The following is a 24,460-nucleotide window of genomic DNA, read 5'->3' as shown; positions in this document are numbered from 1 at the left end:
TCCCCCCTTGAGGGGGGAGGGGCCGGCGTTGCCGGCCTGGGGGGTGAGGCTCGATAGGTCATGCCTCCCCCCTTGAGGGGGGAGGGGCCGGCGTTGCCGGCCTGGGGGGTGAGGCTCGATAGGTCATGCCTCCTCCTTCGCGGCTCAGGCCGAACCCTACGCCCTGTGGCCGGACGGCCGTGCCGCGGACCGCGTTGCTACCCTCGGGGTCAGATCCCGTCGTGCCCGGAACGGTGCAGGAGTCCGCCTCATGAAGCAGTACACGAGCCCCGGCGACATCCGACTCGACCCCACGGAGACCCTGACCGCTCCGGTGTGGCGCAACGCCGAGACCGCACCGAAGCGTGCCGCCCTGGCGTTCCGCGACGGCGACCGCTTCGTGGATGTCACGTCGGAGCAGTTCGCCGGGACCGTCCGAGCCCTGGCGAAGGGCTTCATCGGGCTCGGTATCAAGCCCGGGTCGAAGATCGCGATCCTGTCGCCCACGCGCATCGAGTGGACGTACCTGGACTACGCGATCTGGGCGGCAGGCTGCGTGACGGTCCCGATCTACGAGACCTCGTCCGCCGAGCAGATCGAGTGGATCATCAGCAACTCCGAGGCGGTCTCGATCGTGATGGCGGACGAGCAGCTCGAGGAGACGTTCAACGAGGTGGCGGGCAAGCTGAAGAAGTGCAAGCACCGGTTCGTGATCGACAAGGGCGGTCTCGACGCGATCCAGGCTGCGGGCGAGAGCGTCGAGGACGACGAGGTCACCAAGCGCGTCGACGCGACCTCGCTCGATGACGTCGCCACGCTCGTCTACACGTCAGGTACCACCGGCATGCCCAAGGGGTGCGTGCTGACCCACAACAACCTCATGTTCGACGCGATCTCGGTTGAGAGCTCGATCGACGAGCTGATGGAGCCGGGCGACTCCACCTTGCTCTTCCTGCCGCTCGCCCACATCTTCGCGCGCGTCATCCAGACCTTCTTCATCCGCAGCGGCCTGAAGATCGCCTACTCCACCGGCATCCCGAAGCTGACCGAGGAGTTGGTGATGGTGCAGCCCACGCTGCTGCTGTCGGTACCGCGCGTGTTCGAGAAGGTCTTCACCGGCGCGCAGCAGAAGGCGCACAGCGAGGGCAAGGGCAAGATCTTCGACAAGGCCGCGGCTTTGGCGGAGCGCTACAGCCGCGAGGAGCAGGCGGGCGGGGCGAAGCTGACGACCAAGTTGCAGCACGCACTGTTCGACAAGCTCGTGTACGTCAAGCTGCGCAACGCGGTGGGTGGCAAGGTCAAGGGCGCCATCTCTGGAGGCGCGGCTCTGGGCGAGCGCCTCGGCCACTTCTTCCACGGCGCGGGCTTGCCCATCTACGAGGGCTACGGGCTGACCGAGACGTCTGCCGGCGCCACGCTCAACCGCCCCGACGCCTACCGCATCGGAAGTGTCGGGCGCCCCATCCCCGGCACGTCCGTCGGGATCGCGGACGACGGCGAGGTGCTACTCAAGGGCGGCAACGTCTTCGCGGGCTACTACAAGAACGACGAGGCCACGCAGGAGGCCGTCGAGGACGGCTGGTTCCACACCGGCGACCTCGGCGAGCTCGACGCTGACGGGTACCTGCGCATAACCGGCCGCAAGAAGGAGATCATCGTCACGGCCGCCGGGAAGAACGTCGCCCCGAACGTGCTCGAGGATCGGCTCCGTTCGCACCGCCTCGTCAGCCAGGCGATGGTGGTGGGTGACGGTGAGAAGTTCATCGGCTGCCTCGTCGCGATCGACCCGGAGCAGTTCCCCGCGTGGGCCGACGAGCACGGCAAGACCGGCAAGTCGGTCGCCGATCTGGTGGACGATCCCGAGCTGCGAGCCGACGTCCAGCAGGCGGTCGACAGCGCCAACCGGGCGGTCTCCCGAGCCGAGGCCATCAAGGAGTTCCGCATCGTTCCCGATGACTTCACGATCGAGGGCGGCGAGCTCACCCCGACGCTGAAGGTGAAGCGTCGCGTCGTCCACGACAAGTACGGCAACATCATCGACGACATCTACGGCCGCTCCTGACCCCACCCTTCAGGCAGGTGGATCCGGCTCCGGGTTGCGGGCCTGCCACCAGGTCTGGTCGAGTTCACCCAGTTGTGTCGCCGGCCGCCCGTCCCTGACGTACTCGTCGCGGATCGCGCGCCAGTCAGCGGTTGCGCGCAGCCGGCCGAGGACCGAGTTGATGCCCCACTGAATGCGGTTGAGGAGCAGATAGTCCGGAGGCAGGTTGAGCTGGCGCAGCACGTCACGGTACTCGCTGCGAAGATCGGTGGTGGTGCGGAGGACCTCGGCTGCGTAGTCAGGTGTGAAGGTGAACGGCTGCTCAGCGACCTCCGGCAGCGAGAACAGCCGGAACCAGTCGAACAGTCGCTGCTCGTCGATCCGCACGCCCGGCGGCACGAACCCGGCGTCCCTGACGCTAACCATGAACCGGTCGAGATCATCGTCCACGACCGCGTCGTCGACGGCGCGCATCTGTGCGAACCGTTCGCGGCTGAACATCTTGACCGAGCCGTAGTCGAGGAACGCCACGCGTGAACCGCCGTCCGCCCCGCCGCCCTCGATGAGGTAGTTGCCCGGGTGGGGGTCGCCGTTGAAGAGCCGGAAGCGGCCGATCGAACCGAACGCGTAGCGGAAGATGATCTCGCCCACCCTCTGCTTCTCGGGCTCCGACGCGCGCCCGAGGAAGCGGTCGAAGGACTCGCCCCGGACCCGCTCGGCCACCAGCACCCGACCTCGGCACAGGTCCGCTATGACCTGTGGCACGTGGATGAACGGGTGACCGTCGTAGCGGTCCGCGAACGCGCGCTGGTACTGGGCTTCGCGCTCGTAGTCCAGCTCGTCGGTCACCCGCTCCTGTAGCTCCTCGAGCAGTGGCTTCACCTCGAGGTTGGGAGACAGCAGACGCGCGAGCGGCACGAACGCCTCGGCGTTGCGCAGATCAGCGCGTACGGCGTCGGCGACCCCGGGATACTGGACCTTAACGACGACATCGCGACCGTCATCGAGCTTCGCCGCGTGCACCTGCCCGATCGACGCCGACGCGATCGGATCCGGCTCGAACGATGCGAACACCGCCTCCGGCGGGGCGCCGTACTCCTCGTGCATCACGGTCGTGATCGCGTCGAGATCGAAGGTGGGCGCGTCGTCTCGCAGGGACGCCAGCGTGTCGTGGTAGACGCCGCGGATCTCGGGTGGAAGGTCGAGATCGACGAAGCTCAGGATCTGGCCGACCTTCATGGCCGCGCCCTTCATCTCGCCGAGCGTCTCCACGAGACGCAGCGCGAGGTCCTCGTGGAACTCGATAAGGTCGTCGCCGCCACCGCCGGCCAACTGCTTGGCCCGAGCCGCGGCGAGCCCGGCAGCGCCCCGCAGACCGGTCCCGGCGAGGCGTGCGCCCCGCCCGAGCCGGCCCCCAAGGCGCCGCTCGGCCACGTCTACTCAGCCATCTCGGCCAGGGGACTGCCCTCTTCACGTGCCTTGGCCAGGCGCTCGGCCAGTTCGTGACGGCGGACGTCGTCGAGACAGTCGCAACCGACCTCGTGGCTCGAGTAGTGACGAACCTCGAGCCGGTGCGTGGGGCACGCCGCCACCTCGAGGCGGGTGATGGGTTCCGTGCGCGCCATCGTCGAGTCTCCTGATCCGGGACGCGGGCGCCCCCGAGGGCGCGCGCTGCCAAGGTACCGGGTCGATCGCCGCGCTCAGGACGCCGAGGTTGGACGGTCGGGTCGTGCTACCGCTTCGCTACTTGAGCACGGTCGGGTCGTGCTACCGCTTCGCTACTTGAGCACGGTCGGGTCGTGCTACCGCTTCGCTACTTGAGCACGGTCGGGTCGTGCTACCGCTTCGCTACTTGAGCACTCAGACGTTGAAGCGGACGTGGATCACGTCGCCGTCACGGACCACGTAGGCCTTGCCTTCGACGCGCAGCTTGCCCCCCTCCTTCGCGGCCTGTTCCGAGCCGTGCTCGCGGTAGTCCTCGAACGAGATGACCTCGGCGCGGATGAACCCGCGCTCCATGTCGGAGTGGACCTCGCGCGCGGCTCGTGGTGCGGTCGCGCCGGCTGGGACGGTCCACGCCCGGGTCTCCTTCGGTCCGGCCGTGAAGAAGGTCAGCAGGCCCAGCAGCCGGTACGCGGCATCGATGAGCCGCTCGAGACCGCTGCGCTCGAGGCCCAGCGAGGTGAGGAACTCGGCTCGCTCGCTGGGTTCGAGCTCGACCAGCTCCGCCTCGACCTGCGCGGACACCACCACGACCTCCGCGCGGTGCCCTGCGGCGTACTCGCGGACGGCGTCGCTCATCGCGTTGCCGTCGGGGAGGTCGGACTCGGCCACGTTCGCCGCGAACAGGACCGGCTTGGCGGTGAGCAGCGACAGCTCGCGCATGAGGCCCGGGTCCTCGTGGAACCCGGGGAAGGTCCTGGCGGGGTCTCCAGCCGAGAGGTGGACCTCGAGCCCGCCCAGCAGGTCGGCCTGACGCTTGAGGTCGCGGTCGCCGGCCTTGGCGGCACGCTGGGCCCGTTCGACCCGCTTCTCGAGCGTCTCGAGGTCCTTGAGGGCCAGTTCGGTGGCCACGACCTCGACGTCGCGGATCGGGTCGATCGATCCCGCGACGTGGCTCACATCCGGGTCCTCGAAGCAGCGAACGACGTTGCACACCGCGTGCACCTCACGGATGTGAGCCAGGAACTGGTTGCCCAGCCCCTCGCCCTGACTCGCCCCCTCGACGAGACCGGCGATGTCGACGAACTCGACGGTGGTGGGCACGACCCTCTCTGACTTCGCGAGCGCGGCCAGCAGGTGGAGCCGATCGTCGGGGACGGGCACGATGCCGACGTTGGGTTCGATGGTGCAGAAGGGGAAGTTCGCCGCCTCGGCGCCGCCGCGGCTGAGTGCGTTGAACAGCGTCGACTTGCCCACGTTGGGCAGGCCGACCAGCCCCACGCTGACGCCCACGGTGGACCTTTCCAGGGAGGGGGGAGGGGTGCAGGCGGACAGAGTACCCACGGGTAGGGTTCGGCCCGTGCGCCTCATCGTCGCCCGCTGCCGTGCCACTTACGACGGTCGTCTGTCCTCGACGCTGTCGTCAGGGGTGCGGCTCGTCATGGTCAAGGCCGACGGCTGCGTCGCGATCCACGCCGACGTCGGGGCGTACAAGCCCATCAACTGGATGAACGCCCCGAACGCGATCGTCCAGGAGGACGACCGCTGGATCGTCAGCAACCCCAAGGGTGAGCGCCTGACGATCGAGTTCGAGGAGATCCTCGAGGACAGCACGGTGGAGCTCGACACGGAGCGCGGTCTCGAGCTCGACGGCGTCGAGAAGGAACTCCAGGCCCTGCTGGCCGACCATCCCGAACATGTCGAGTCCGGCCTGTCGCTCGTGAAACGGGAGTTCTTCACCGACCTCGGACCTGTGGACCTGCTCTGCCGCGACGTCGATGGGCGGGCCGTCGCGGTCGAGATCAAGCGGGTCGGGGAGATCAGCGGTGTCGAACAGCTGAGCCGCTACCTCGAGCGCATGGAACGCGATCCGTTGCTGCGCCCCGTCCGGGGCGTCCTGGTCGCGACCGAGATCAAGCCGAACGCACGGGTGCTGGCAGCGTCGCGCGGCATCAGCTGCGCCGAGGTCGACCTCGGGAGGTTGCGCGACGAGGACGATCCCAACCCCAGGCTGTTCTGACTTGCCGACGCCCGCGATCTCGCTCGTTCCGACGCCTGGTTCGGTCATCGATGCATCGGGGCGCCTGCTCGAGGCGTTGACAGCCGGAACGCTGCGGACCGATCCGCTCGAACACGCATCCCGCAAGGGGAGGGCGCGCCGGTGGTCGTACGCCGCCGCGGCCGGGGAGGGCGTGGCCGTCGGCGCCGCGCTCGTGGACCTCGGCATCGCCGGGACGGCCTTCGTCTGGGTCGCCACGTCGGAAGGCGTGCACACGTGGGAGCGGCGGATCCTCTTCCGGCGAGGCCTGACCGCCGTGCGCGACCCGCGTGCGGGGTGGGTCTACCGGCGTCCCGGTCAGCTGGTAGCCCTCGGCCCCCACGGGGGGCTGCGGGTCGCGGTCGTCGTCGGAGGCGAGCGGCTGACGATCGACTTCGACGCTCGGGCGATCACTCCCGTGGTGCTCGCCACGGCGACACCGGGAGGGGGCTGGAACGTGACCGAGAAGGCGGCTGGCTACCCGTGTCGGGGAACGGTCCGTGTCGGGTCGCGTGCGTGGGCGCTCGAGGGCGCCGGCTGGCGAGACCTGACCATCGGACGCCAGGACCGTCACACGCGATGGCGGTGGGCGGCGGCGGCCGGATCGACGCCCGGCGGGGCGCGCGTGGGGTTGAACGTCTCGACCGGGATGAACGCGGCCGGACCAGGTGAGGATGTCGTGTGGTGGGACGGCCAGCCTTCCGCTCTCACGGTCGATGTGCTCGAGCCGGAGCGTCACCCCGAGGGCCCCTGGCGGCTGGAGGGGCCAGGGTGGGCGCTGTCGTTCTCGCCGCGCGGCGTGCGTGCTGCGGACGAGAACCTCCTGCTCGTGCGCTCACGGTACGTGCAGCCGATCGGGGTCTTCTCGGGGACACTCCCCGGTCCCGACGGCACGCCGGTGACGGTCGAGGACCTGCCGGGCGTGACCGAGGAGCATGCGGCCACCTGGTGAGTGGCACGATGCTGCGGCCGAGGAGGGCCTGTGTCCAGACGGAAGCGTGACGACGCCAGGCGCGCCCGTGACCACCGCAGACGGCGGGTACGCAGCGCGGCCGAGCGGCGTCGTCGGGTCGGGGTGCCGGCGGAGCTGCGACGCCTGCGGTTCACGTTCCTGGCGTTCTTCAGCGTGCTGCTCTCGGGCTTCATCGGTTACCAGGTCATCGAAGGCGTGAACCCTCTGGACGCGCTGTACATGACCGTGATCACCATCACGACGGTGGGCTTCCGCGAGATCGTCGAACTGTCCAGCCAGGGCAAGATGCTGACGATCGGCCTCATCGTCGGGGGCGTCGGTACGGTGACCTACGGGGCCGTCACGACCGCCGAGTTCGTCGTGGAGGGCCACCTCCGCCAGATCATCGAGAGGCGCCGCATGCAGCGCGAGATCGAGAACCTCCACGAGCACACGATCGTCTGCGGTTTCGGTCGCGTGGGACGCCACCTGGCTCTGCAGCTCGACCGCGAGGGCAGTCCGTTCGTGGTGGTCGACGACGACGAGGAGAAGATCGAGGAGCTGAACGAGATCGGCTACCTCCACATCGAGGGTGACGCCACCGAGGAGCACGTCCTCTCGGAGGCCGGGCTGGAGCGGGCGCGGGCACTCGTGGCTTGCGTGAACTCCGACGCCGACAACGTCCTCGTCACCCTCACGTCGAAGGGCCTCAAACCCGACGTGATCGTCATCGGCCGGTCGAAGGCCGAGGAGAACGAGGCCAAGCTGCGGCGGGCCGGTGCTGACCGCGTGATCGCGCCCTCGACGATCGGAGGGAGGCGCATCGCTCAGCTGCTGACCCGACCGGTGGTCGCGGACTTCCTCGAGGGCGTCAGCGGGGGTGCCATCGACTACAGCCTCGAGGAGGTCCCGGTCAGCGGCGGCAGCGAGTTGAACGAACGCACGCTGCGCGAGACCGCCATCCGCGAGCGGTTCGGCTGCACCATCCTCGCCATCCGCCACGCCGAGGACGGACGTCTCGATACCCATCCCCGGCCCGAGACGACCCTCCACGTCGGGGATGTGCTCGTCATCATGGGCAACGACAGTGACGTCACCGCGATGCGCGAGCACTTCCAGAGGTGAGACGGGCGAGAGCCTCCGCGACGCTGAGATCGGATCGCTCGGCCGCCGCCGCGTAGCTGAACCAGGCCACGTCCTGGCTCTCGCCGGGCGGGGGGGACGGCTCGCTGCCCTCGCCGACCTGCAGCAGGTAGCGCAGATCGAGGTGGACGTGCCCGCGTCCGCCAGGGTGGACGTCGACGTGGAGCAGGAGCGGCTCGGCTGAGAGGTGGCGCGCGTCGAGTCCGGTCTCCTCGAGGGTCTCGCGCCGGGCGGCGTCGTGCGGACACTCTCCGGCGTCGATGTGTCCGCCGGGCTGCAGCCACAGTCCCAGCCGGCGGTGGCGGTGGAGCAGGGTGCGTCCCGCACCGTCGATGACGATGGCGGAGGCGGTGAAGTGCATCGGGTCGGCGTGCTCGTCGAAGGGACGTGCCAGCCAGCTGATGAACCGGCGCATCCGCGCCAGAGAGCGCGCCTCCTTGGCGGAGGCGGGAACGTGCGCGTTCAAAAGGTCCTTCAGGGCACCGACGCGAGGCTCCACCTCAACCGCTGATCAGGCCGAGGTCACGGACGAGCTCGTGCGGGGTGCGCCGCAGGCCGATGACGAAGGGGCCGAACTCGCCGTAGCGGGCGGACGCTTCGTCGTACCGCAGGCGGTACACGATCTGCTTGAGGTCGGCGACGTCGTGGGCGAAGAGGGTCACCCCCCACTCCCAGTCGTCCAGTCCGGTCGATCCGGTCACGAGCTGCAGGACCCGGCCCGTGAACGCGCGGCCCGACCTGCCGTGCTCGTGCATCAGCCGGCGGCGCTCGTCGTACGGCAGCGAGTACCAGTTGTCGTCGCCCTCCCGACGGTGCGACATGGGGTAGAAGCACGCGACCTCCCACGCCGGCATCTGGGGGTAGAGCTTGTTCCGGTTGTAGGTCTCGAAGCGCTCACGAGCCTTGTCGACGCGGCGTTCGAGATCGTCACCCTCGACGCCCTGCTCGGCCAGGCGGATGCGCTCCTCGTCGACGGTCGGGGTGTACTCGGAGGTCTCGGTGAGGCTGACGTACGACCACGTGAGCTCGAGAGCAGCTCCGAACTCACACGCTCCGACGCGCGTCTGCAGATCCCGCAGCGCGCTGAGGTCGTCGGCGAGAGCGAACACCATCGCGTCGGCCTTGTGGCCCAGCGCGCTGAACAGGTGCAGCTGGATCTCGTCGCCGTCCGCGATCGACGAAAGGACGTCCTCGAGGTCCTTCGCGGCGCTGGCGGGCAGCTCCCGAGCCGCGGCACGGTCGACCCGGTAGAACAGGTGCAGGACGCCCATGCCCTCGCTGGGGTGGACCGGTTCGGACATGTCGAGGCTCCGGGATCGCGGGCTCCTCGAGCGTACCGCCGGCTCCTTGCGCCTCGTCAGCCGGCGATCTCGCCCTGGAGCTGGTAGGCGACCCAGCTGCGGACCGCTGCGCGGCCTCCCAGGATGGTCGCGTCTCGTAGACCGTGGTCGTTGACCCAACCGCTCACGCCCGTCGCGCGCGTCAGGTCGTGGGGGTGGGTGAGCAGTAACGGCATCGCCAGCCGGTGGGCGTACGGTCCTCCGGAGAGGGCGTCGGGGAAGTCGACCCCCGATGCGAACGCCGCCGACCGTGGCGCGAAGCCCAGCTCGGATTCAGCCCACTCGACCAGCGCGCGTGACGTCTGGTAGCGATCGCTGCCGGCGATCCGCACGACCCGGAAGCCGTTGCCGCGCAGGGCGTCGGCGACCGCCCCGCTGACCGCTGCCTCGCCTCCGGCGATCAGGACCTCCTTCACGCCCAGATCCTGCAGTGCCGTGAGCGTCGGAGGGGAGAGTTCGTGCGGAGCCGTAAGCAGCAGCGGCGCATCGGCGAGCGCGGCCGGGACTGTTGCGCTCAGTGCATCCGGGAACAGCGCTCCGGACGCGAGGAACGCTCGTCCGCTCGGTGAGCCCACCTCTCGGGCGATCGCGGCCGCGGTCTCGATCCGGGTCGGGCCCCAGAGCCGCACGACGCGGTAGCCCTGGCTCGTCAGCCACGCCTCGACCCCGGTGTCGATCGCGGCGGTCCCGCCGAGCACGTGGACGACGTCGGGTGAGAGGGAAGCCAGTGCTGAGCGTGTGGCTGAGGGGAGCGATGATCGCTGCGTCAGCAACAGGGGTGCCTTGCGGCGTGCGCCGAGGGGACCGCCGGCCAACCCGTCCGGGAAGTCGGTCCCGTTGGCCAGCAGCACGCTCGTGCTGCCCTGCGGCCAACCGCTCAGGGCGGTGTCGGCTGCGGTCGCGTAGCGGTCGCTGCCCTCGCGCCGCTGCACGCTCGGCGTCTGCACGGTGGACCGAAGCACGAGCGAGGTCGCCACGGCGCGCTTCTCACTCGGACGGTTGACGTTGCGGCCGTCGACCACCATCTGGCTGGAGCCACCACCGTCGAGCATGAGCGCGTCGGTCGCGCCCAACTGCGCGAGGAGGTGCTGGGTCTCCTGCGTGGTGGTGCCGGTGCTCCAACCGGGTTGGCGCCCGTCGACGGTCACGAGGAGCGCTTCGCCATCCTGCGTGAAGGCGATGGCCGTGCGCGGGTGGGCGCGCTGGTTGTGCTGGTCGTCGAAGCCCTCGGCGATCCAGTCGCTGCGGGACGAGTGAGCACCGCCCTCGAGCAGCAGCGGCCCCGCCCCGAGCGCCTGCTGGAAGTCGTCGCCCCAGAAGACGTTGCCGAGGTGGAAGTTGAAGGCGACGGACTGGCCGGGTTCGAAGCCCGCGAAGATCGAACGCCACGCGCCGGTGCCGACGATCACCGCCTCGCCCTCGCCGATGGGCCCCCCGGCGGGGCGCACGGCGGTGATGCGGTGGCTGCGCGCGAAGGTGAACGGGTACAGCGTCGCGTCGGCAACGACGATCTCGGTGCCGGGGAGGCCGCCAGGATCGCTCTTGGGGCCGTAGGCCGAGTTGAAGGCGATGACCTCGCCGCAGGGGATGTCCGGCTTGCACGTGCTCGGGTCGGCGCGCTGTGGGCGGCGGTTCAGCGCCGTGATGGGAGCCTCGGTCTGGTCCGGCAGCCACACCTCGCCGCGGTAGCTCGGCCGGCCGATGTACAGCGAGCCATCCGACGCCACCGCGAACGCGCCCCGCGGTACCTCCGAGACGACGTCCTCGCCGGGGTTGGTCGGCTCCGAGATGTAGTGGCCGCTAGCGACGAGCAGACCGCGCGGATCGCCGACGGGATCGTCGCGCCAGAAGCCACCGTTGACCCCGGCTATCGCCTGTGGGCCCAGACGCAGCACGGTATCGGCGACGACCTCGGTCCCGGCCACGGTCCCCCTGGCCATCTCCGGACGGAGTTCGACGCGGGGGTCGTCGAGTCGGAAGCGCAGCACGTTGACGCGCTGGGAGCCCGCGCCCGTCTGGAACGCGTACGTTTCGTGGGTGATGCCCGGTGCCACCGCCTGCTGGCCGGTCCGGGTAGCCGCGGCGGCGTCCACCTTCGGGGCGGCGAGCACGGTCGCCGCGACGACGATGGCCACGAACGCGGTGAGCGGTGTGCTCCACCGCAGCGTCGACGTGATGGTGATGACGACCTCTCCGCTGGGGCCCGGATCGAACCGGGTCGGCTGGCAGCGACGTGGGAGTCTGCGTCAGTCGCCCGAGATGCTCAACTCCGTCTTGTCCAGGACGGTTCCCGACGTGTCCATCTCGTACACGAGGGGGACACCGGTCGCCAGGTTCAGCGAGAGCACGTCCTCCTCCGACAGCTGGTCGAGGTGCATGACGATGCTGCGGTTGGAGTTGCCGTGCGCCACGACGAGGACGTCCTTGGCCTGCGCGATGTCGCCGAGGATGGCGCGTTCGAAGAACGGCAGGGTGCGTTCGGCGGTGTCCTTGAGCGCCTCCCCGTTGGGCGGGGGGATGTCCCACGAGCGGCGCCAGAGGTGGACCTGTTCGTCTCCGTAGCGCTCTGCGGTCTCGGCCTTGTTGAGGCCCTGCAGATCGCCGTAGTGGCGCTCGTTGAGCGCCTGATCGCGGATGATCGGGACCGCGAGACCGGCCTCGTCGATGATGATGCGCAGCGTCTCGGTGGCGCGTTCGAGGACCGAGGTGTAGGCGATGCCGAAGGTCAGTTGCCCCTCACGCAGCGCTCGTCCCGCACGGCGCGCCTCGTCCTCGCCCTCGGCGGTCAGCGGGACGTCGGTCCAGCCGGTGAAGCGGTTCTCCAGGTTCCACAGCGATTCACCGTGGCGGACGAGCACGAGCTTGGGCATACCGCGATCCTGGTCGACGTCCGTACGTGACGAGCGTAACCCGGGGCCGTCAGCCCACCTGGACCAGGTGCTTCAGCTCGAAGTGCATGCCGTCGGGGCGCGACCAGTGGCCGCCCCACTCGAAGCCCCACTTCTGGAAGATCTCGACGATGCGTGGATCCATCATGGGCGTCTGACCCAGCCAGTTGTCGTGACTGTTGATGTCGACGGCCAGGCCCCACGCGTGCATCGACAACGGCTTGGCGGGGTTCCAGTCGATGTGCCGCGGCATCCAGCACCCGGCGAACTGCTCCGGCTTGAAGTGCCCGGCCAGGCCGGCGTCGTGGATCTCGATCAGCGCCGCCATGAGCTGGGGGATCATGAGCCGGTGGCAGCGGGTCACGCCCAGACTGGGCAGGTCCACCGTGACGATCCAGCGCGAGACCCAGTTCGGGTCGATGATGATCAGACCGTCGCCCAGATCGAGGTAGCTGAAGGGCTCGAACTGCTGAGCCGCGCCACCGCCTCGCAGCGACGCCTCGTGCTCCTCGGGGCCGGCGAGGACCTCGGCCGTGCCTCCGCCGACCATCTCGACGAGCTCGTCAGCGGTGGCGCCGGCGTCCTCGTCCTCGTCGAGTGCCACGACGAAGAGGTTGGTGCGGACGCCGACGAGGTTGGCGCCCACGTCCCACGGGACGACCAGGTCCGCGAGCGGGGGTGCCCCGTTCGACGCGAGCGCCCCGAGCCGGACGTCCATGGCGGTTCCGTGCTCGAGCGAGCTGAGCACGAGCGGAGCGCCCAGCTCGAGCTGTAGTCGGTGTGCGACCTCGTGACGCACCGCGACATCGCCCTCGCTGAGCCGCTGCCAGACACCCGGCTCGAGGGCCGTGATCGACGGCGTGAGGGAGCGGAACGTCGCGGGATCGACCGCGAGGACCGAGACCGTCTCGCTACGACCCTCCGGGAGCACGATGGTGGCCTCGAACTCGGCGACGCCAGCGACGTGCTCGATACCCGATGCACCGAAGATCCCGTAGACGTCGTCCGCACTGGCGTCCTCCGGTCGCAGCAGGAGGTCGGGTTGGTGGACGGGAACGACGTCGGGCACGGTGACCGCGGCGATCGGGTCGGACGTCGGGTCGGGACGCGAGGGCTCTACCGCGGTCCTGGTGGGCGGCACGGCGGCGGTAGCCGGGGCGTCGTCAGCGCTCTGGTCCGGCGCCTGCTCGAGCGGTGCCGGGGCGTCGGCGAGCACGCTCGCCTGCTGCTGGAGCCGAGCGAGCCCGTCGCTGGCACACGCTGCGGATACGATCGCGACGGCCGTAACCACGGAGATGGCAAGCCGCAGCCGTGGCCGGAGGCCACGGAGCAGCGGTCGCCCTCGCATCGTGCTACCAGTCGTGTGTGGTTGTCGGCTGACGCGTTGCCGTCCGGGCAGCGCCGATGACCCGGGGAACGTGCTTCGCCACCGGCTACGCCGGTTCCTGCTGATCACCCATGGTAACGACCCTCGGAGCCACCCTGGCGTGCACGAGGGGTGGTTCAGGGTGGTCCGGATGGGTGTCGTCCGGCGGTCTCAGGCGGTCTCGGACGGGCGGAACGCGACCTTGATCGCCTCGGCTCCCGGCCCCGCGGCAGCGGTACCGAGGGCCTGCCTCGGCTCGTCGAGCGGGAACACGTGGGTGACGAGCCCAGCGACAGCCGCGTCCTCGAGGATCTCGAGCGCCAGTTGCATCGCGCGCCGGCGCCCCGTCCGTAACCGGGCGCGGTCGGTCACGTCCTCGGTGCCGTAGTACACCGTGCCCCGCACGCCCAGCTCGCGGTGCCACAGCAGCGACCAATCGACCTTCTGGCGGGTCGAGGTGCCCACGAGCACGACCTGTCCACGCGGTCTGGTCAGACGCAGTGCATCGTCGACGGTCTGCTCGACGCCCACGCAGTCGAACACGACGTCGAAGCCGTCCTCGAGGACCGGCCCCGACAAGCGGTTGCCACGGATCGGCGAGGCGAGCACGTCGGCCGCGGCCTGGACGAGCGCCGCCTGGGTGCCGTGCACGATCTGGTCGGCCCCCGCCTCGAGGGCGAACGCGTCCGAGAAGGGGTGGACGCCGGCCACGGTGACGCTCGTGTCGGGGGCGAGAGCCTGTAGGGCGTGCACGACCGCCAGGCCGATCGGGCCGGGTCCGATGACCAGCACGCGTGCTCCCGCCGGCGGCAGGTTCCTGGCCACGGCGTGGACGCCGATGGCGAAGGGCTCCGCGAGCACGGCCTCGCGGTCGTCCAGGTCATCGGGGACCCGGAAGGCGCGGTGGGCGGGGGCGACCAGTTCCTCGGCCCAGCCACCGCCGTAGCGGGCGTTGAGCCCGAAGCCCGCACCGGGATGCTGGTCACCGGCGTCGGCGAAGTGCTCACAGACGTGATCGTCTCCCGCCTCGCAGCGCGCACACGGGGCGAAGCCCTTGTCGCTGCAGCTCAACAGCGGCTCGAGCACGACACGATCGCCCTCGGCCACCGCGGCGTTGCGCGGAGCGTCGACGACGTGGCCGACGACCTCGTGTCCAGGGATCATCCCGCCTCGCGGGAAGCCGTAGAGCGACAGCAGGGTCGTACCCATCCCGGTCAGGTGCAGCATCTTGCGGTCGGACGCGCAGATGCCCGCGAGGATCGGGCGGACGCGGACCCAGCCGTCGGGGCGTTCGGGTCGTCGCACCTCCGTGAGGCGCAGAGGCGACCCTGTCCCGCCGTGGTAGAGGTCGGGGCGCCACCGCCCCGCCGTGAGAGCCACGGCGACACGGTGCGGCGCGAGCGAGATCCGCAGCGCCCTCACCCGCTCGGTCACACCTCCCCCCTCGAGGGGGGAGGGGCCGGCGTTGCCGGCCTGGGGGGTGGGACGGAGGGCGTCACGCGGATGTGCCGGCTGCGGTGAGGACGCGGCTGGGCAGCACCTGGCCGTGCTCGATACGCTCGTGGGTGTAGGTCGGGCTCGTCCCGGGCGAGAGCCGGGACGCGGTGAGCTCGCTCGAGGGGAAGCACTGGCGGAAGGTGCCCTCGGGTGTGGGGTCGGCGAGCAGCGCCTCGGCGATCATCGAGTCGTACTGCCAGGCGGCGAACTCGATGGTGTTCGCGTTGAGGATCACGTCCTGTCCCCACTCGACCGACCACCGGCTGACGCCGGCGATGCTCGATGCGTGCGGGGTCCACGACTCGGCGGCGATGCCGTTCTCGGACGACACCCACAGACCCCGGCTGGTGTTGAGGACGAGGGACATGTTTCCGGCGGTGTGGCCGGGCGTCGCGATGAGGGCCACCCCGGGGCCGAGGACGACGTCGCCGTCGATGTTCAACAGGCGCTCGGTCGGCAGCGCCGTGTACGTCTCGGGCTGGTACCACGGCGCCTGCAGCGGGTGCAGGTGCCGGAGTGCCTGCCACTCGCGCTCCTGGGTGATCAGGCGGGCGTTGGGGAGCCACGGGGCGATCGGCTCGTCGATCGATCCCAGGTCGGGGGCGGGTCCGGTGGTACCGATCAGCCGCCTCACGTCCTGGGTGTGGAGGTGGTCGAAGGCGAGGTAGTCGACGTCCGCTGGTTCGATCCCGAGCGCGCGAAGGTGGCCCAGGACGGTCCCGTGGATGGTGCGCAGGAAGCGCTCGGGAAGCGGGTTCTTGGCCTTCAGCCGCGCGAAGTAGGGGGTGCGGTCACCCAGCTCGTGGTCCGACGGCTCCCACAGCAGCGTGCGGCGATGCGCTCCCTCGGTCCACCGCACCACCACCATCCGGTTGGTGATCCACAGGTAGGGCGCCGGACTCGTCGCGGCCCGCCACAGCCCGAACCGGGTGGGGTAGGGGAGGGTGATCAGATCGCACGTCGTCACGCCCTCGGGCGTGCCGCTGGCGATCACGGCCTCCCGGACGTCGTCCACCGCTTCGCGCAGCGCGTCGAGCTCGGCTCCCGGAGGCACGCGGGCGACCGGTCCTCCGGGCACGTAGTCCCGCGCCTCCATGAACGGTGACAGCGGCCGGAACGCGTCGCTGATCTCGGGGGACGGAAGATCGAACACGGGTCAACCCCCTTGCTGCTGACGGATCAGGTTGAGTGCCGACCCTGCCCGGAACCAGGCGATCTGCTCCTCGCTCAGGGTGTGGGTCGTCTCGATCTCGTCGGTCGAGCCGTCCGCGTGTTGGAGCACGACCCGGACCGGTCGCCCCGGGGCGAGGTCGGCGAGGCCGAGGATCGAGACGCGGTCGTGTTGCTGGATGAGGTCGTAGTCCGACGGGTCGGCGAACGTGAGGGGCAGGACGCCCTGCTTCTTCAGGTTGGTCTCGTGGATCCGCGCGAAGCTGCGTACGATGATGGCGCGGCAGCCGCGGAACCGGGGCTCCATCGCCGCGTGCTCACGCGACGAGCCCTCGCCGAAGTTCTCGTCCCCGAAGACGACCCACTCCACGCCCTGCTCGTGCCAGCGTTTCGCGAGCTCGGGGAACGCCACCTCCTCGTCCTCGGCGAGGACGTCGGTCCCCACGCCAGCGCGCTCCCCGAACGCCCCGACGGCCCCCGCGTACAGGTTGCCCGAGATGTTCTCGAGGTGGCCTCGGTAGCGCAGCCAGGGTCCCGCCATCGAGATGTGGTCGGTGGTGCACTTGCCCTTCGCCTTGAGCAGGATGGGCAGCTCCCGCAGGTCCTCTCCGTCCCACGCGGGGAACGGGGTCAACCGCTGGAGACGTTCCGACCCCTCATCGATCACGACCTCGCCCGTGGCGCCCTCGGCCGGCGCCACGAAGCCCTCCTCCCCGCGGATGAAGCCGCCCTCTGGCAGCTCGATGCCAGTGGGCTCCGGCAGTCGGATCTCGGTGCCATCCGGCGCGGTGATGGTGTCCCTGGCAGGGTCGAAGTCGAGCCGCCCGGCGAGCGCCATGGCGATGACCGTCTCGGGCGAACCGATGAACGCCAACGTCGCGGGGTTGCCGTCGTTGCGTTTGGGGAAGTTGCGGTTGAAGGAGGTCACGATCGAGTTGGTCTCGCCCGACTCGATGTCGTCGCGCTTCCACTGCCCGATGCAGGGCCCACACGCGTTGGCGAGAACGGTCGCCCCGATGGCCTCGAGGTCGGCGAGCAATCCGTCACGCTCGATCGTCGCGCGCACCTGCTCCGAGCCGGGCGTCACGAGGAGGCTGGTCTTGGAGGTCAGTCCGTGCTCCTTGGCGTGCCGGGCGATCGAGGCCGCCCGGGTGATGTCCTCGTAGCTGGAGTTGGTGCACGAGCCGACCAACGCCGCCGTGATCTCGACCGGGTAGCCCTTCTCGGGTGTTTCCTGCTTCATCGCGGAGACAGGCCGGGCCAGATCGGGGGTGTGCGGACCCACGAGGTGGGGCTCGAGGGTGTCCAGGTCGATCTCGATCAGCCGGTCGTAGAACCGCTCGGGGTCGGCCAGGACCTCGTCGTCGGCGCGGAGGTGGTGGGCGTGCGCGTTGGCGAGGTCCGCGATCTCCTCGCGTTCGGTCGCCTTGAGGTAGCGGCTCATCGACTCGTCGTACGCGAACAGCGACGTGGTCGCCCCGATCTCGGCGCCCATGTTGCAGATCGTGCCCTTGCCGGTGGCCGAGATCGACTCAGCGCCGGGACCGAAGTACTCGACGATGGCTCCGGTACCACCCTTGACGGTCAGGATCTCGGCGACCTTCAGGATGATGTCCTTGGGCGACGTCCAACCGCCCAACGACCCCGTGAGCCTCACCCCGATGAGCTTGGGGACGCGCAGGTTCCAGGGCATGTCGACCATGACGTCGACCGCGTCCGCGCCGCCGACCCCGATCGCGACCATCCCGATCCCACCGGCGTTCGGGGTGTGGCTGTCGGTGCCGATCATCATGCCGCCCGGGAAGGCGTAGTTCTCGAGCACGACCTGGTGGATGATCCCGCTGCCGGGCTTCCAGAAGCCCATGCCGTAGCGCTGTGCGGCACTGCGGAGGAACTCGTAGACCTCGCGGTTGCTCTCGTTCGCGATGGCGAGGTCGGCGTCGGCACCCACGTGCGCCTGGATCAGGTGATCGCAGTGCACGGTCGTCGGCACCGCCACCTCGTCCTTGCCTGCGAGCATGAACTGCAGCACGGCCATCTGGGCGGTGGCGTCCTGCATGGCGACCCGGTCGGGGCGGTAATCGGTGTAGTCGACCCCTCGCTCGAGACCCGCGGCGTCCGGATCGTCGAGGTGGGCGAAAGCCACTTTCTCCGCGAACGTGAGGGGTCGGCCGTAGCGGTCACGCGCTAGCGGCAGTCGGTCGTCGAACCGTCCGTACACGTCCCGCACCAGAGCGATCGGGGTCGAGGCGGCGGGGTGACGGTCGGCCATGTGAGCCTCGCTGGGACGCCGGGCTGGGGTCAGCGAGTCTAGGTGACGGTGTGGGGCAGGCGATCCCCCGGGAGAGGTTCGGCACGACGCCGCCGGGGGGGCGGTGGCGGCGCCGTGCCGGGTCGTGAGGTCGGTGCCGGGGCGCGGGGGTGATCCCGTGGTCAGGATCCCAGCGCCCTCGTGAACATCTTGGGGCACGGGGGCATCGTCCGGGTGCCCCGACCCCGGCCGGTCGGACCCGTGCGGGCGGGCGGACCGACGGAGGGCCAGGCTGGCTACCCTCGTCCGTCCACCCCGTACCCCTGGCTTCCGGGCAGAGCGTCCCCGAGGCCGACCGAACCGGAGGTGACGCCGCTGTGCGTGTACGTCTGCGCAACCCCGACCGCACCGCGACCGTCGCGGGTCCCGCCACCGTCGCGCAGGTCCTCGAGAACCTCGACATCAACCCGACCACGGTGCTCGTCATCCACAGCGGTGAGTTGGTGACCGCGGACCGGGAACTGTCCGACGACGCCGAGATCGAGGTTCGGCCCGTCATCTCCGGAGGGTCCGGCGGCCCCCGTTGCCGCGACTGCCGCGGCCCGGCGGTCATCGAGGAGCCCCGGCACCGAGCGGCCTTCTGCGGGCCGCACTTCGTGGACCACGTGCACGGGCAGATCCGCAAGGCCATCGACTACGGCGATCCGGCCGCCCCTGGGCGAGAGCCGATGTTCAGCTACGCCGATCGCATCCTCGTGGCGGTCTCCGGTGGCAAGGACAGCCTCGCGCTGTGGAACGCGCTCATCGAGATGGGGTACCGAGCCGATGGCCTCTACATCGGCCTCGGCATCGGCGGCTACTCCAACCGGTCGGGGCGCATCTGCCGTGACTTCGCGGCTGCCGTGGCCGAGCCTCGGGGCCTGCGCCTGCACTACCTCGAGCTGCAGGACGAGTACGGCTACACGACGCCGTCGGGCTCGCAGGCTGCGCGCCGCCCCACGTGCGGTGTGTGCGGGCTCAGCAAGCGCTACACCTTCAACAAGGTGGCGGTCGAGCACGGCTACGACGTCATGGTGACCGGACACAACCTCGACGACGAGGCCGCGACGCTGCTGGGCAACGTCCTGCGCTGGCAGGACAGCTTCCTCGCCCGGCAACGGCCGGTCCTGCCGGCGACCGGTGCGAACCAGGTCAAGAAGGTCAAGCCGTTGTACCGGCTCTCGGAGCGCGAGATGGCGGCCTACTGCGTCATCCGCGGCATCGACTACGTCGTCGAGGAGTGCCCCCTCGTGGACGGCAACACCGGCCACGAGTTGAAGGAGGCGCTGAACCTCGTCGAGCAAGGCGCGCCCGGCGCGAAGGCGCAGTTCCTGTTCGGCTACCTCGACAAGCACGCCTCGAAGTGGCAGGAGCAGGGCGACGACGAGGTCGCGCTCCACGCGTGCTCACGGTGCGGCATGCCGACGACCGGAGACGTGTGCGCGTTCTGCCGCCAGCGAGATCGCATCCTGGCGGTGATCGCCCCCACATCGGGTGACCTCGAGCGGGGGGCGTCGGCGTGACGGCGCGGCTCCCGGGTGATCCACGACCCCTCGAACCGGGCGAGCGGGTGCTGCTGCGCGACCGCAAGGGCCGGCGCTACCTGGTGACACTGCGGTCGGGGGGCGAGTTCCACACCCACGCGGGCGTCCTGGAGCACGACGAGCTGATCGGTCAGCCGGAGGGCTGTGCCCGCCGGACGTCCAAGGGCATGGAGCTGGTGGCGCTGCGCCCCACGCTCGAGGACTTCACGCTCAAGATGCCTCGCGGCGCCCAGGTCGTGTACCGCAAGGACCAGGCGATGATCGTGGCCATGGGCGACATCCGCCCCGGATGCACCGTGCTCGAGGCGGGTGCGGGATCGGGGGCACTGAGCCTGGCGCTGCTGCAGGCGGTCGGCACCGAGGGTCGTGTCATCAGCTACGAGCGCCGCGACGACCACATCGACACCGCTCGGGACAACGTCGAGCGCTTCCTCGGCGAGCTGCCGCCCAACTGGGAGGTGCGCCTCGGCGACCTGGCGGACGCCTTGCCCGAGCTCCGCTGCGACCGGTTGGTGCTCGACGTCCTCGAGCCCTGGGAGATGGTCAAGGGTGGGGCCGAAGCGCTCCACCCCGGCGGCGTCCTGGTCGCCTACACCCCCACCGTCACCCAGGTCATGCGCCTGCACGAGGTGCTCGAGGAGGACGGGCGCTGGGCCCAGGTCCAGACCACCGAGACGCTCGTGCGGTCGTGGCACGTCAGCGGCCTCGCGGTCCGTCCCGACCACCGCATGGTGGCGCACACGGCGTTCATCACCGTCGCCCGACGGGTCCTGTCCGCGTCGGAGGGCGGCCCGGGACCCACCACCAGCGGCTAGTGCGCGCGCGGTACTGGACGTGCTGCATCCGAGCAGGTATGACAGCGTGTAGGGAGCGCGAAAGGGTGTCGTGACGCGCGTGCGGCGACGCATCGAGGATCACAACGAGCAGCTCGCCCCGGCCGATGCAGCCGTCAGGTCACTCGCCGCGCGGCAGGCGGAGGCATCGGTCCGTTCCGGCGGGGCCCATGCGATGACCCCTAACGCGTTCGTACATCTGCAGCGCACCCACGGCAACGCGGCCGTCTCGCAGCTCGTCGTGCAACGGTGGACCCGCGCGGACCCGACCAAGGCCGACTTCACCGCGGTCAAGGCCGACAGGATCATGCGGCCACAACAGCTGTTCGGCCTCAAGACGGGCAAGAAGACCACCTCGAAGATCAAGGGGTCAGCGCAACAGGTGCACGGCGGCAACCGCCCCATGACGGACGAGGAGAACCCGACCAAGCAGGGGGCGGTCATCAAGGACGCAGCCGAGCATGGTGCGCAGAGCCTCAAGCAGGGCCCAGCGAAGTGGAGCGACGCGGTCGCCAGCTTCTCGACGATCAGCGGCATCGTGATGGGCTACGTCGGCGTCATCCGCGGAGCCATCAAGTTCGTCCAGGGGATCGTCAAGTCGGTCAAGGCGTGGAAGAGGCGCAAGGCCCTCGACCGCACGAGGAAGAGTGCAGGGGAGCGGCTCCAGTCCGGGACGCCGTCCGCAGCGCCGGTGTACGCCGCTGCCGAGTACGGGTCCAACAAGGTCCACCGGTTCTTCGTCGAGACCATCGCGCAGGCCGTGATGAAGCTGGCCAAGTTCATCTCGAGCCTCATCAACCTGGTCACCGGCGGCACCACCCTGGTCATCACCGGGACGATCGACCTGTTGAACGGCGCGGCCAAGGGGATCATGCAGGCCTACCACGGCATCAAGGCGATCCACAAGGAACGCAAGGGCACCAAGGGCGTCAACCGCATGAAGAACGCCCAGGCGTTGATCCGGGCGGCACGGGCGGGGGACCCGGATGCGGTGACGCTGCTGCTCAAGCTCAAGCCGGGCAAGAAGAAGTTGCAGGAAGCGGGCGTGCTCTACCCGTCGACGACCCGCGAACTCGTGGTCTGGCTCCGGCGTATGGACACCCGCGCCCTGGACGCCCTCGCTGCGGAGGTGAAACTGCTGCTGCGTTCGACCTCGGCCCCGAAGCTTTTCGGCCGCGCCCTCGCCGGCTAGGTGGCGTGTGCGCGACGCGTTGAGGCGCCGCACCCCATCCGTGTTGGTACATCGCAACCCTGTAGGATGCGATCTACCAACATCGATGTGTCAGACGTCGCCTGCTGTGGGCTCAGCGCCTGGGACGGCCCGGGGGTTGGGCTCGCCGTGGACGGTGCCATCAACGCCGTCGACGATGCAGATGCAGTCGCCGGGACACTCACGAGCCGACTCGATCACCGCCATGGCTCGCTTCGGATCGATGGGCACGGTGGCGCCGGGTTCCTCGAGGATCTCGTCGTCATCGTGGTGTACGTACGCGAGCCCGTCCCAGTGGATCTTGAACACCTCCGGTGCGAGCTGGGCGCAGATGCCATCGCCGGTGCACAGGTCCTGGTCGACCCAGACGCGCGGGCGAGGATCGTCGTCGTCCGGACCACGGTCGGCTGTCGGCACGGTCCGATCCGCCTGGGCCTTGCCAGGCGTGACCGGGGCGACGACGCGTTCACTCACGCGACCGAGGCTACCCGTGACGTCGCTCGTGCTCGACCGCCGGTCCGTCGACCCTCGGTCGAGGGACGATGGGGGCTCCGTATACTCGATCCGCGGGGCACGTCAGCCCGCTGAAGGGAGCGCAGGTGGCCGCACAGACGCCCGACCGGCCCCGACGGGATCGCAGGGACGAGGACGACCTCGACCTCGGCGTGGGTACGCCTGCTGGCGCAGGTGACGCCGACGACCTGCACGCCGAGCTGAAGTTCCTCCGCGAGGAGGTCGAGCTCCTGCGTCGCCGTCTCGAGACGACGCCGACACGGATCCGGGTCCTCGAGGAGCGGCTGCTCGAGACCAAGGGCCAGCTGCAGAGCGCACTGTCACAGAACGCGAAGCTCTCCGAGACCCTCCGCGCCGCCCGCGAGCAGCTGACCGCGCTGCGCGAGGAGGTCGAGAAGCTCAGCTCGCCGCCGCAGGCCTACGCGTCGTTCCTCGAGGCCAGCGATGACGACACGGTCGTGGTCTCCAACCAGGGTCGCAAGCTGCGCGTGAACGTCGCCCCAGAGGTCGACCTCGGCTCGCTGCAGCCCGGTCAGGAGGTCCTCCTCAACGACGCCATGAACGTGGTGGGCGTGGCGACGTTCGATGATAGAGGCGAGATCGCGATGATCTCAGAGCTGCTCGATGACGGACGCGCTCTGGTGCTCGGCCGCGGGGACGAGGAGCGCATCGTCCAGCTCGCCGAGCCCCTCCGCCAGGGTCCGCTGAAGGCGGGAGATTCGGTGCTACTGGACCCGAGGTCGAACTACGCGCTCGAGCGCATCCCCAAGGCCGAGGTCGAGCAGCTCGTCCTGGAAGAGGTCCCCGACATCACCTACGAGATGATCGGCGGACTCGACACCCAGATCGAGCAGATCCGCGACGCGGTCGAGCTGCCGTATCTGCACGCTGACCTGTTCGTCGAGCACGAGCTACGCGCCCCGAAGGGGATCCTGCTGTACGGCCCCCCCGGCTGCGGCAAGACCCTCATCGCCAAGGCGGTCGCCAACTCGCTCGCGCAGCGCGTGGCCGAGAAGACCGGACGCGAGGATGCCCGCAGCTACTTCCTCAACGTCAAGGGTCCCGAGCTGCTGAACAAGTACGTGGGCGAGACCGAACGCCAGATCCGCCTGATCTTCCAGCGGGCTCGCGAGAAGTCGTCCGAGGGCTACCCGGTCATCGTGTTCTTCGACGAGATGGACTCGCTGTTCCGCACCCGCGGCTCCGGCGTGAGCTCGGACGTCGAGAACACGATCGTGCCCCAGCTGCTGGCCGAGATCGACGGCGTCGAGTCGTTGAAGGACGTGGTCGTGATCGGGGCGTCCAACCGCGAGGACATGATCGACCCAGCCATCCTCCGTCCCGGTCGGCTCGATGTGAAGATCAAGATCGACCGCCCCAACGCGGTCGCGGCGCGCGAGATCTTCTCGATCTACCTGCACGCGCGGCTCCCCTTGCGCGACGATGAGGTGAAGGTGCACGGCGGCGATCCGGAGGCTGCGATCGAGTCGATGATCGATGCCACGGTCGAGAAGATGTACGCCGACGACGAGGACAGCCGCTTCCTCGAGGTGACGTACGCCAACGGCGAGAAGGAGGTCCTGTACTTCAAGGACTTCAACTCGGGCGCCATGATCGAGAACGTCGTCGCGCGAGCGAAGAAGTACGCCATCAAGCGCTTCCTCGACGTGGGTGAGAAGGGTCTGAGCACCACCGACCTGATCAGCGCGATCCGCGACGAGTTCCGCGAGAACGAGGATCTGCCCAACACCACCAACCCCGACGACTGGGCGCGGATCTCGGGCAAGAAGGGCGAGCGCATCGTCTACGTGCGCACCCTGGTCAGCGGCGACGAGGAGCCCGGCCGCGCCATCGAGAGCGTGAACGCGGGCCAGTACCTGTGAGCGGCGACGCTCGAAGAGCGAGCCGCTAAGCGAAACCCGTCGCCGCGCGCCGGTTTCCGCCCGAAGGGGGAAACCGGCGCTGGCGCGGGTTTCGGAGGAAGCGCGCACGCA

Annotated in this window: 20 protein-coding genes; 8 read left to right on the top strand and 12 right to left on the bottom strand. The window is 69.6% G+C overall.

Translation table 11 applies throughout. The features are described 5' to 3' along the window. The first annotated feature begins 250 nt into the window (after positions 1-250). Complete coding sequence (locus KY469_08170) at positions 251-2,041, top strand: AMP-dependent synthetase/ligase (GenBank protein MBW3663059.1); 1,791 nt, start codon at positions 251-253, stop codon at positions 2,039-2,041. A 9-nt stretch (positions 2,042-2,050) separates the two neighbouring features. Here the strand turns inward: KY469_08170 and KY469_08165 are convergent, their stop codons facing one another. The 3 genes from KY469_08165 to ychF form a co-directional block, all read right to left on the bottom strand. Beyond that, positions 2,051-3,454: an AarF/ABC1/UbiB kinase family protein gene (locus KY469_08165; GenBank protein MBW3663058.1), complete on the bottom strand. Its 1,404-nt coding sequence runs from the start codon at positions 3,452-3,454 to the stop codon at positions 2,051-2,053. 2 nt (positions 3,455-3,456) lie between these two features. Beyond that, complete coding sequence (locus KY469_08160; GenBank protein MBW3663057.1) at positions 3,457-3,645, bottom strand: hypothetical protein; 189 nt, start codon at positions 3,643-3,645, stop codon at positions 3,457-3,459. Between the two features lie 235 nt (positions 3,646-3,880). Then, positions 3,881-4,975, bottom strand: a complete 1,095-nt coding sequence (ychF, locus tag KY469_08155; GenBank protein MBW3663056.1) for a redox-regulated ATPase YchF — start codon at positions 4,973-4,975, stop codon at positions 3,881-3,883. A gap of 67 nt (positions 4,976-5,042) precedes the next feature. On the opposite strand from ychF, the gene nucS reads away from it, so the two are divergent. The 3 genes from nucS to KY469_08140 are packed head-to-tail and all read left to right on the top strand — an operon-like array spanning position 5,043 to position 7,797. Beyond that, on the top strand, positions 5,043-5,702 hold the full coding sequence (gene nucS / locus KY469_08150) for an endonuclease NucS (GenBank protein MBW3663055.1): 660 nt from the start codon (positions 5,043-5,045) through the stop codon (positions 5,700-5,702). A gap of 1 nt (position 5,703) precedes the next feature. After that, on the top strand, positions 5,704-6,672 hold the full coding sequence (locus KY469_08145; protein MBW3663054.1) for a DUF2804 domain-containing protein: 969 nt from the start codon (positions 5,704-5,706) through the stop codon (positions 6,670-6,672). 30 nt (positions 6,673-6,702) lie between these two features. Further along, positions 6,703-7,797, top strand: a complete 1,095-nt coding sequence (locus KY469_08140; GenBank protein ID MBW3663053.1) for a potassium channel protein — start codon at positions 6,703-6,705, stop codon at positions 7,795-7,797. On the opposite strand, the gene KY469_08135 is transcribed toward KY469_08140, so the two are convergent. The 8 genes from KY469_08135 to KY469_08100 all read right to left on the bottom strand — a co-directional run bounded on the left by KY469_08135 (position 7,766) and on the right by KY469_08100 (position 18,348). Then, positions 7,766-8,281 carry an NUDIX hydrolase gene (locus tag KY469_08135; GenBank protein MBW3663052.1) on the bottom strand — a complete coding sequence of 172 codons (516 nt, stop codon included), beginning with the start codon at positions 8,279-8,281 and terminating at the stop codon, positions 7,766-7,768. The genes KY469_08140 and KY469_08135 overlap by 32 nt on opposite strands. A gap of 34 nt (positions 8,282-8,315) precedes the next feature. Next, positions 8,316-9,116, bottom strand: coding sequence for a heme-dependent peroxidase (locus tag KY469_08130; protein ID MBW3663051.1), 801 nt, complete (start codon positions 9,114-9,116; stop codon positions 8,316-8,318). A 56-nt stretch (positions 9,117-9,172) separates the two neighbouring features. Beyond that, positions 9,173-11,290, bottom strand: coding sequence for a cell wall-binding repeat-containing protein (locus KY469_08125; protein ID MBW3663050.1), 2,118 nt, complete (start codon positions 11,288-11,290; stop codon positions 9,173-9,175). A gap of 111 nt (positions 11,291-11,401) precedes the next feature. Beyond that, positions 11,402-12,025, bottom strand: a complete 624-nt coding sequence (locus tag KY469_08120) for a 2,3-bisphosphoglycerate-dependent phosphoglycerate mutase (GenBank protein MBW3663049.1) — start codon at positions 12,023-12,025, stop codon at positions 11,402-11,404. Positions 12,026-12,074: 49 nt separating this feature from the next. Continuing rightward, positions 12,075-13,391 (bottom strand): M15 family metallopeptidase, encoded by a 1,317-nt coding sequence (locus tag KY469_08115; GenBank protein ID MBW3663048.1) that lies wholly within the window; start codon positions 13,389-13,391, stop codon positions 12,075-12,077. 189 nt (positions 13,392-13,580) lie between these two features. After that, a complete protein-coding gene (locus KY469_08110) occupies positions 13,581-14,843 on the bottom strand; it encodes a zinc-binding dehydrogenase (GenBank protein ID MBW3663047.1) in 1,263 nt (420 codons plus the stop codon). A 61-nt stretch (positions 14,844-14,904) separates the two neighbouring features. Continuing rightward, entirely contained in the window at positions 14,905-16,059 is a 1,155-nt protein-coding gene (locus KY469_08105; protein MBW3663046.1) for a hypothetical protein, read from the bottom strand. A 3-nt stretch (positions 16,060-16,062) separates the two neighbouring features. Beyond that, positions 16,063-18,348 carry an aconitate hydratase gene (locus KY469_08100; protein ID MBW3663045.1) on the bottom strand — a complete coding sequence of 762 codons (2,286 nt, stop codon included), beginning with the start codon at positions 18,346-18,348 and terminating at the stop codon, positions 16,063-16,065. A 356-nt stretch (positions 18,349-18,704) separates the two neighbouring features. Here KY469_08100 and KY469_08095 point away from each other — a divergent pair, with 356 nt between their 5' ends. The 3 genes from KY469_08095 to KY469_08085 all read left to right on the top strand — a co-directional run bounded on the left by KY469_08095 (position 18,705) and on the right by KY469_08085 (position 21,935). Then, positions 18,705-19,889, top strand: a complete 1,185-nt coding sequence (locus KY469_08095; protein ID MBW3663044.1) for a MoaD/ThiS family protein — start codon at positions 18,705-18,707, stop codon at positions 19,887-19,889. Then, entirely contained in the window at positions 19,886-20,725 is an 840-nt protein-coding gene (locus KY469_08090; protein MBW3663043.1) for a tRNA (adenine-N1)-methyltransferase, read from the top strand. The genes KY469_08095 and KY469_08090 overlap by 4 nt, the downstream gene beginning before the upstream one ends. A gap of 70 nt (positions 20,726-20,795) precedes the next feature. Then, positions 20,796-21,935, top strand: a complete 1,140-nt coding sequence (locus KY469_08085) for a hypothetical protein (GenBank protein ID MBW3663042.1) — start codon at positions 20,796-20,798, stop codon at positions 21,933-21,935. Between the two features lie 90 nt (positions 21,936-22,025). Here KY469_08085 and KY469_08080 read toward each other — a convergent pair whose 3' ends face one another. Then, complete coding sequence (locus KY469_08080) at positions 22,026-22,370, bottom strand: ferredoxin (GenBank protein ID MBW3663041.1); 345 nt, start codon at positions 22,368-22,370, stop codon at positions 22,026-22,028. Between the two features lie 125 nt (positions 22,371-22,495). Here KY469_08080 and arc point away from each other — a divergent pair, with 125 nt between their 5' ends. Next, positions 22,496-24,349 carry a proteasome ATPase gene (gene arc / locus KY469_08075; protein ID MBW3663040.1) on the top strand — a complete coding sequence of 618 codons (1,854 nt, stop codon included), beginning with the start codon at positions 22,496-22,498 and terminating at the stop codon, positions 24,347-24,349. Positions 24,350-24,460 lie beyond the last annotated feature (111 nt).

The organism is Actinomycetota bacterium, from assembly GCA_019347575.1.
In the GTDB taxonomy this organism is placed as follows: domain Bacteria; phylum Actinomycetota; class Nitriliruptoria; order Nitriliruptorales; family Nitriliruptoraceae; genus JAHWKY01.
This window is presented reverse-complemented; position numbering and strand designations above follow the sequence as displayed.

What these genes read in the sequence shown, in the direction of transcription:
- KY469_08170 (MBW3663059.1), top strand. Translation starts at nt 251, where the DNA reads ATGAAGCAGTACACGAGCCCCGGCGACATCCGACTCGACCCCACGGAG.
- KY469_08130 (MBW3663051.1), bottom strand. Translation starts at nt 9,116, where the DNA reads ATGTCCGAACCGGTCCACCCCAGCGAGGGCATGGGCGTCCTGCACCTG.
- KY469_08120 (MBW3663049.1), bottom strand. Translation starts at nt 12,025, where the DNA reads ATGCCCAAGCTCGTGCTCGTCCGCCACGGTGAATCGCTGTGGAACCTG.
- KY469_08100 (MBW3663045.1), bottom strand. Translation starts at nt 18,348, where the DNA reads ATGGCCGACCGTCACCCCGCCGCCTCGACCCCGATCGCTCTGGTGCGG.
- arc (MBW3663040.1), top strand. Translation starts at nt 22,496, where the DNA reads ATGGGGGCTCCGTATACTCGATCCGCGGGGCACGTCAGCCCGCTGAAG.
- KY469_08115 (MBW3663048.1), bottom strand. Translation starts at nt 13,391, where the DNA reads ATGCGAGGGCGACCGCTGCTCCGTGGCCTCCGGCCACGGCTGCGGCTT.
- KY469_08160 (MBW3663057.1), bottom strand. Translation starts at nt 3,645, where the DNA reads ATGGCGCGCACGGAACCCATCACCCGCCTCGAGGTGGCGGCGTGCCCC.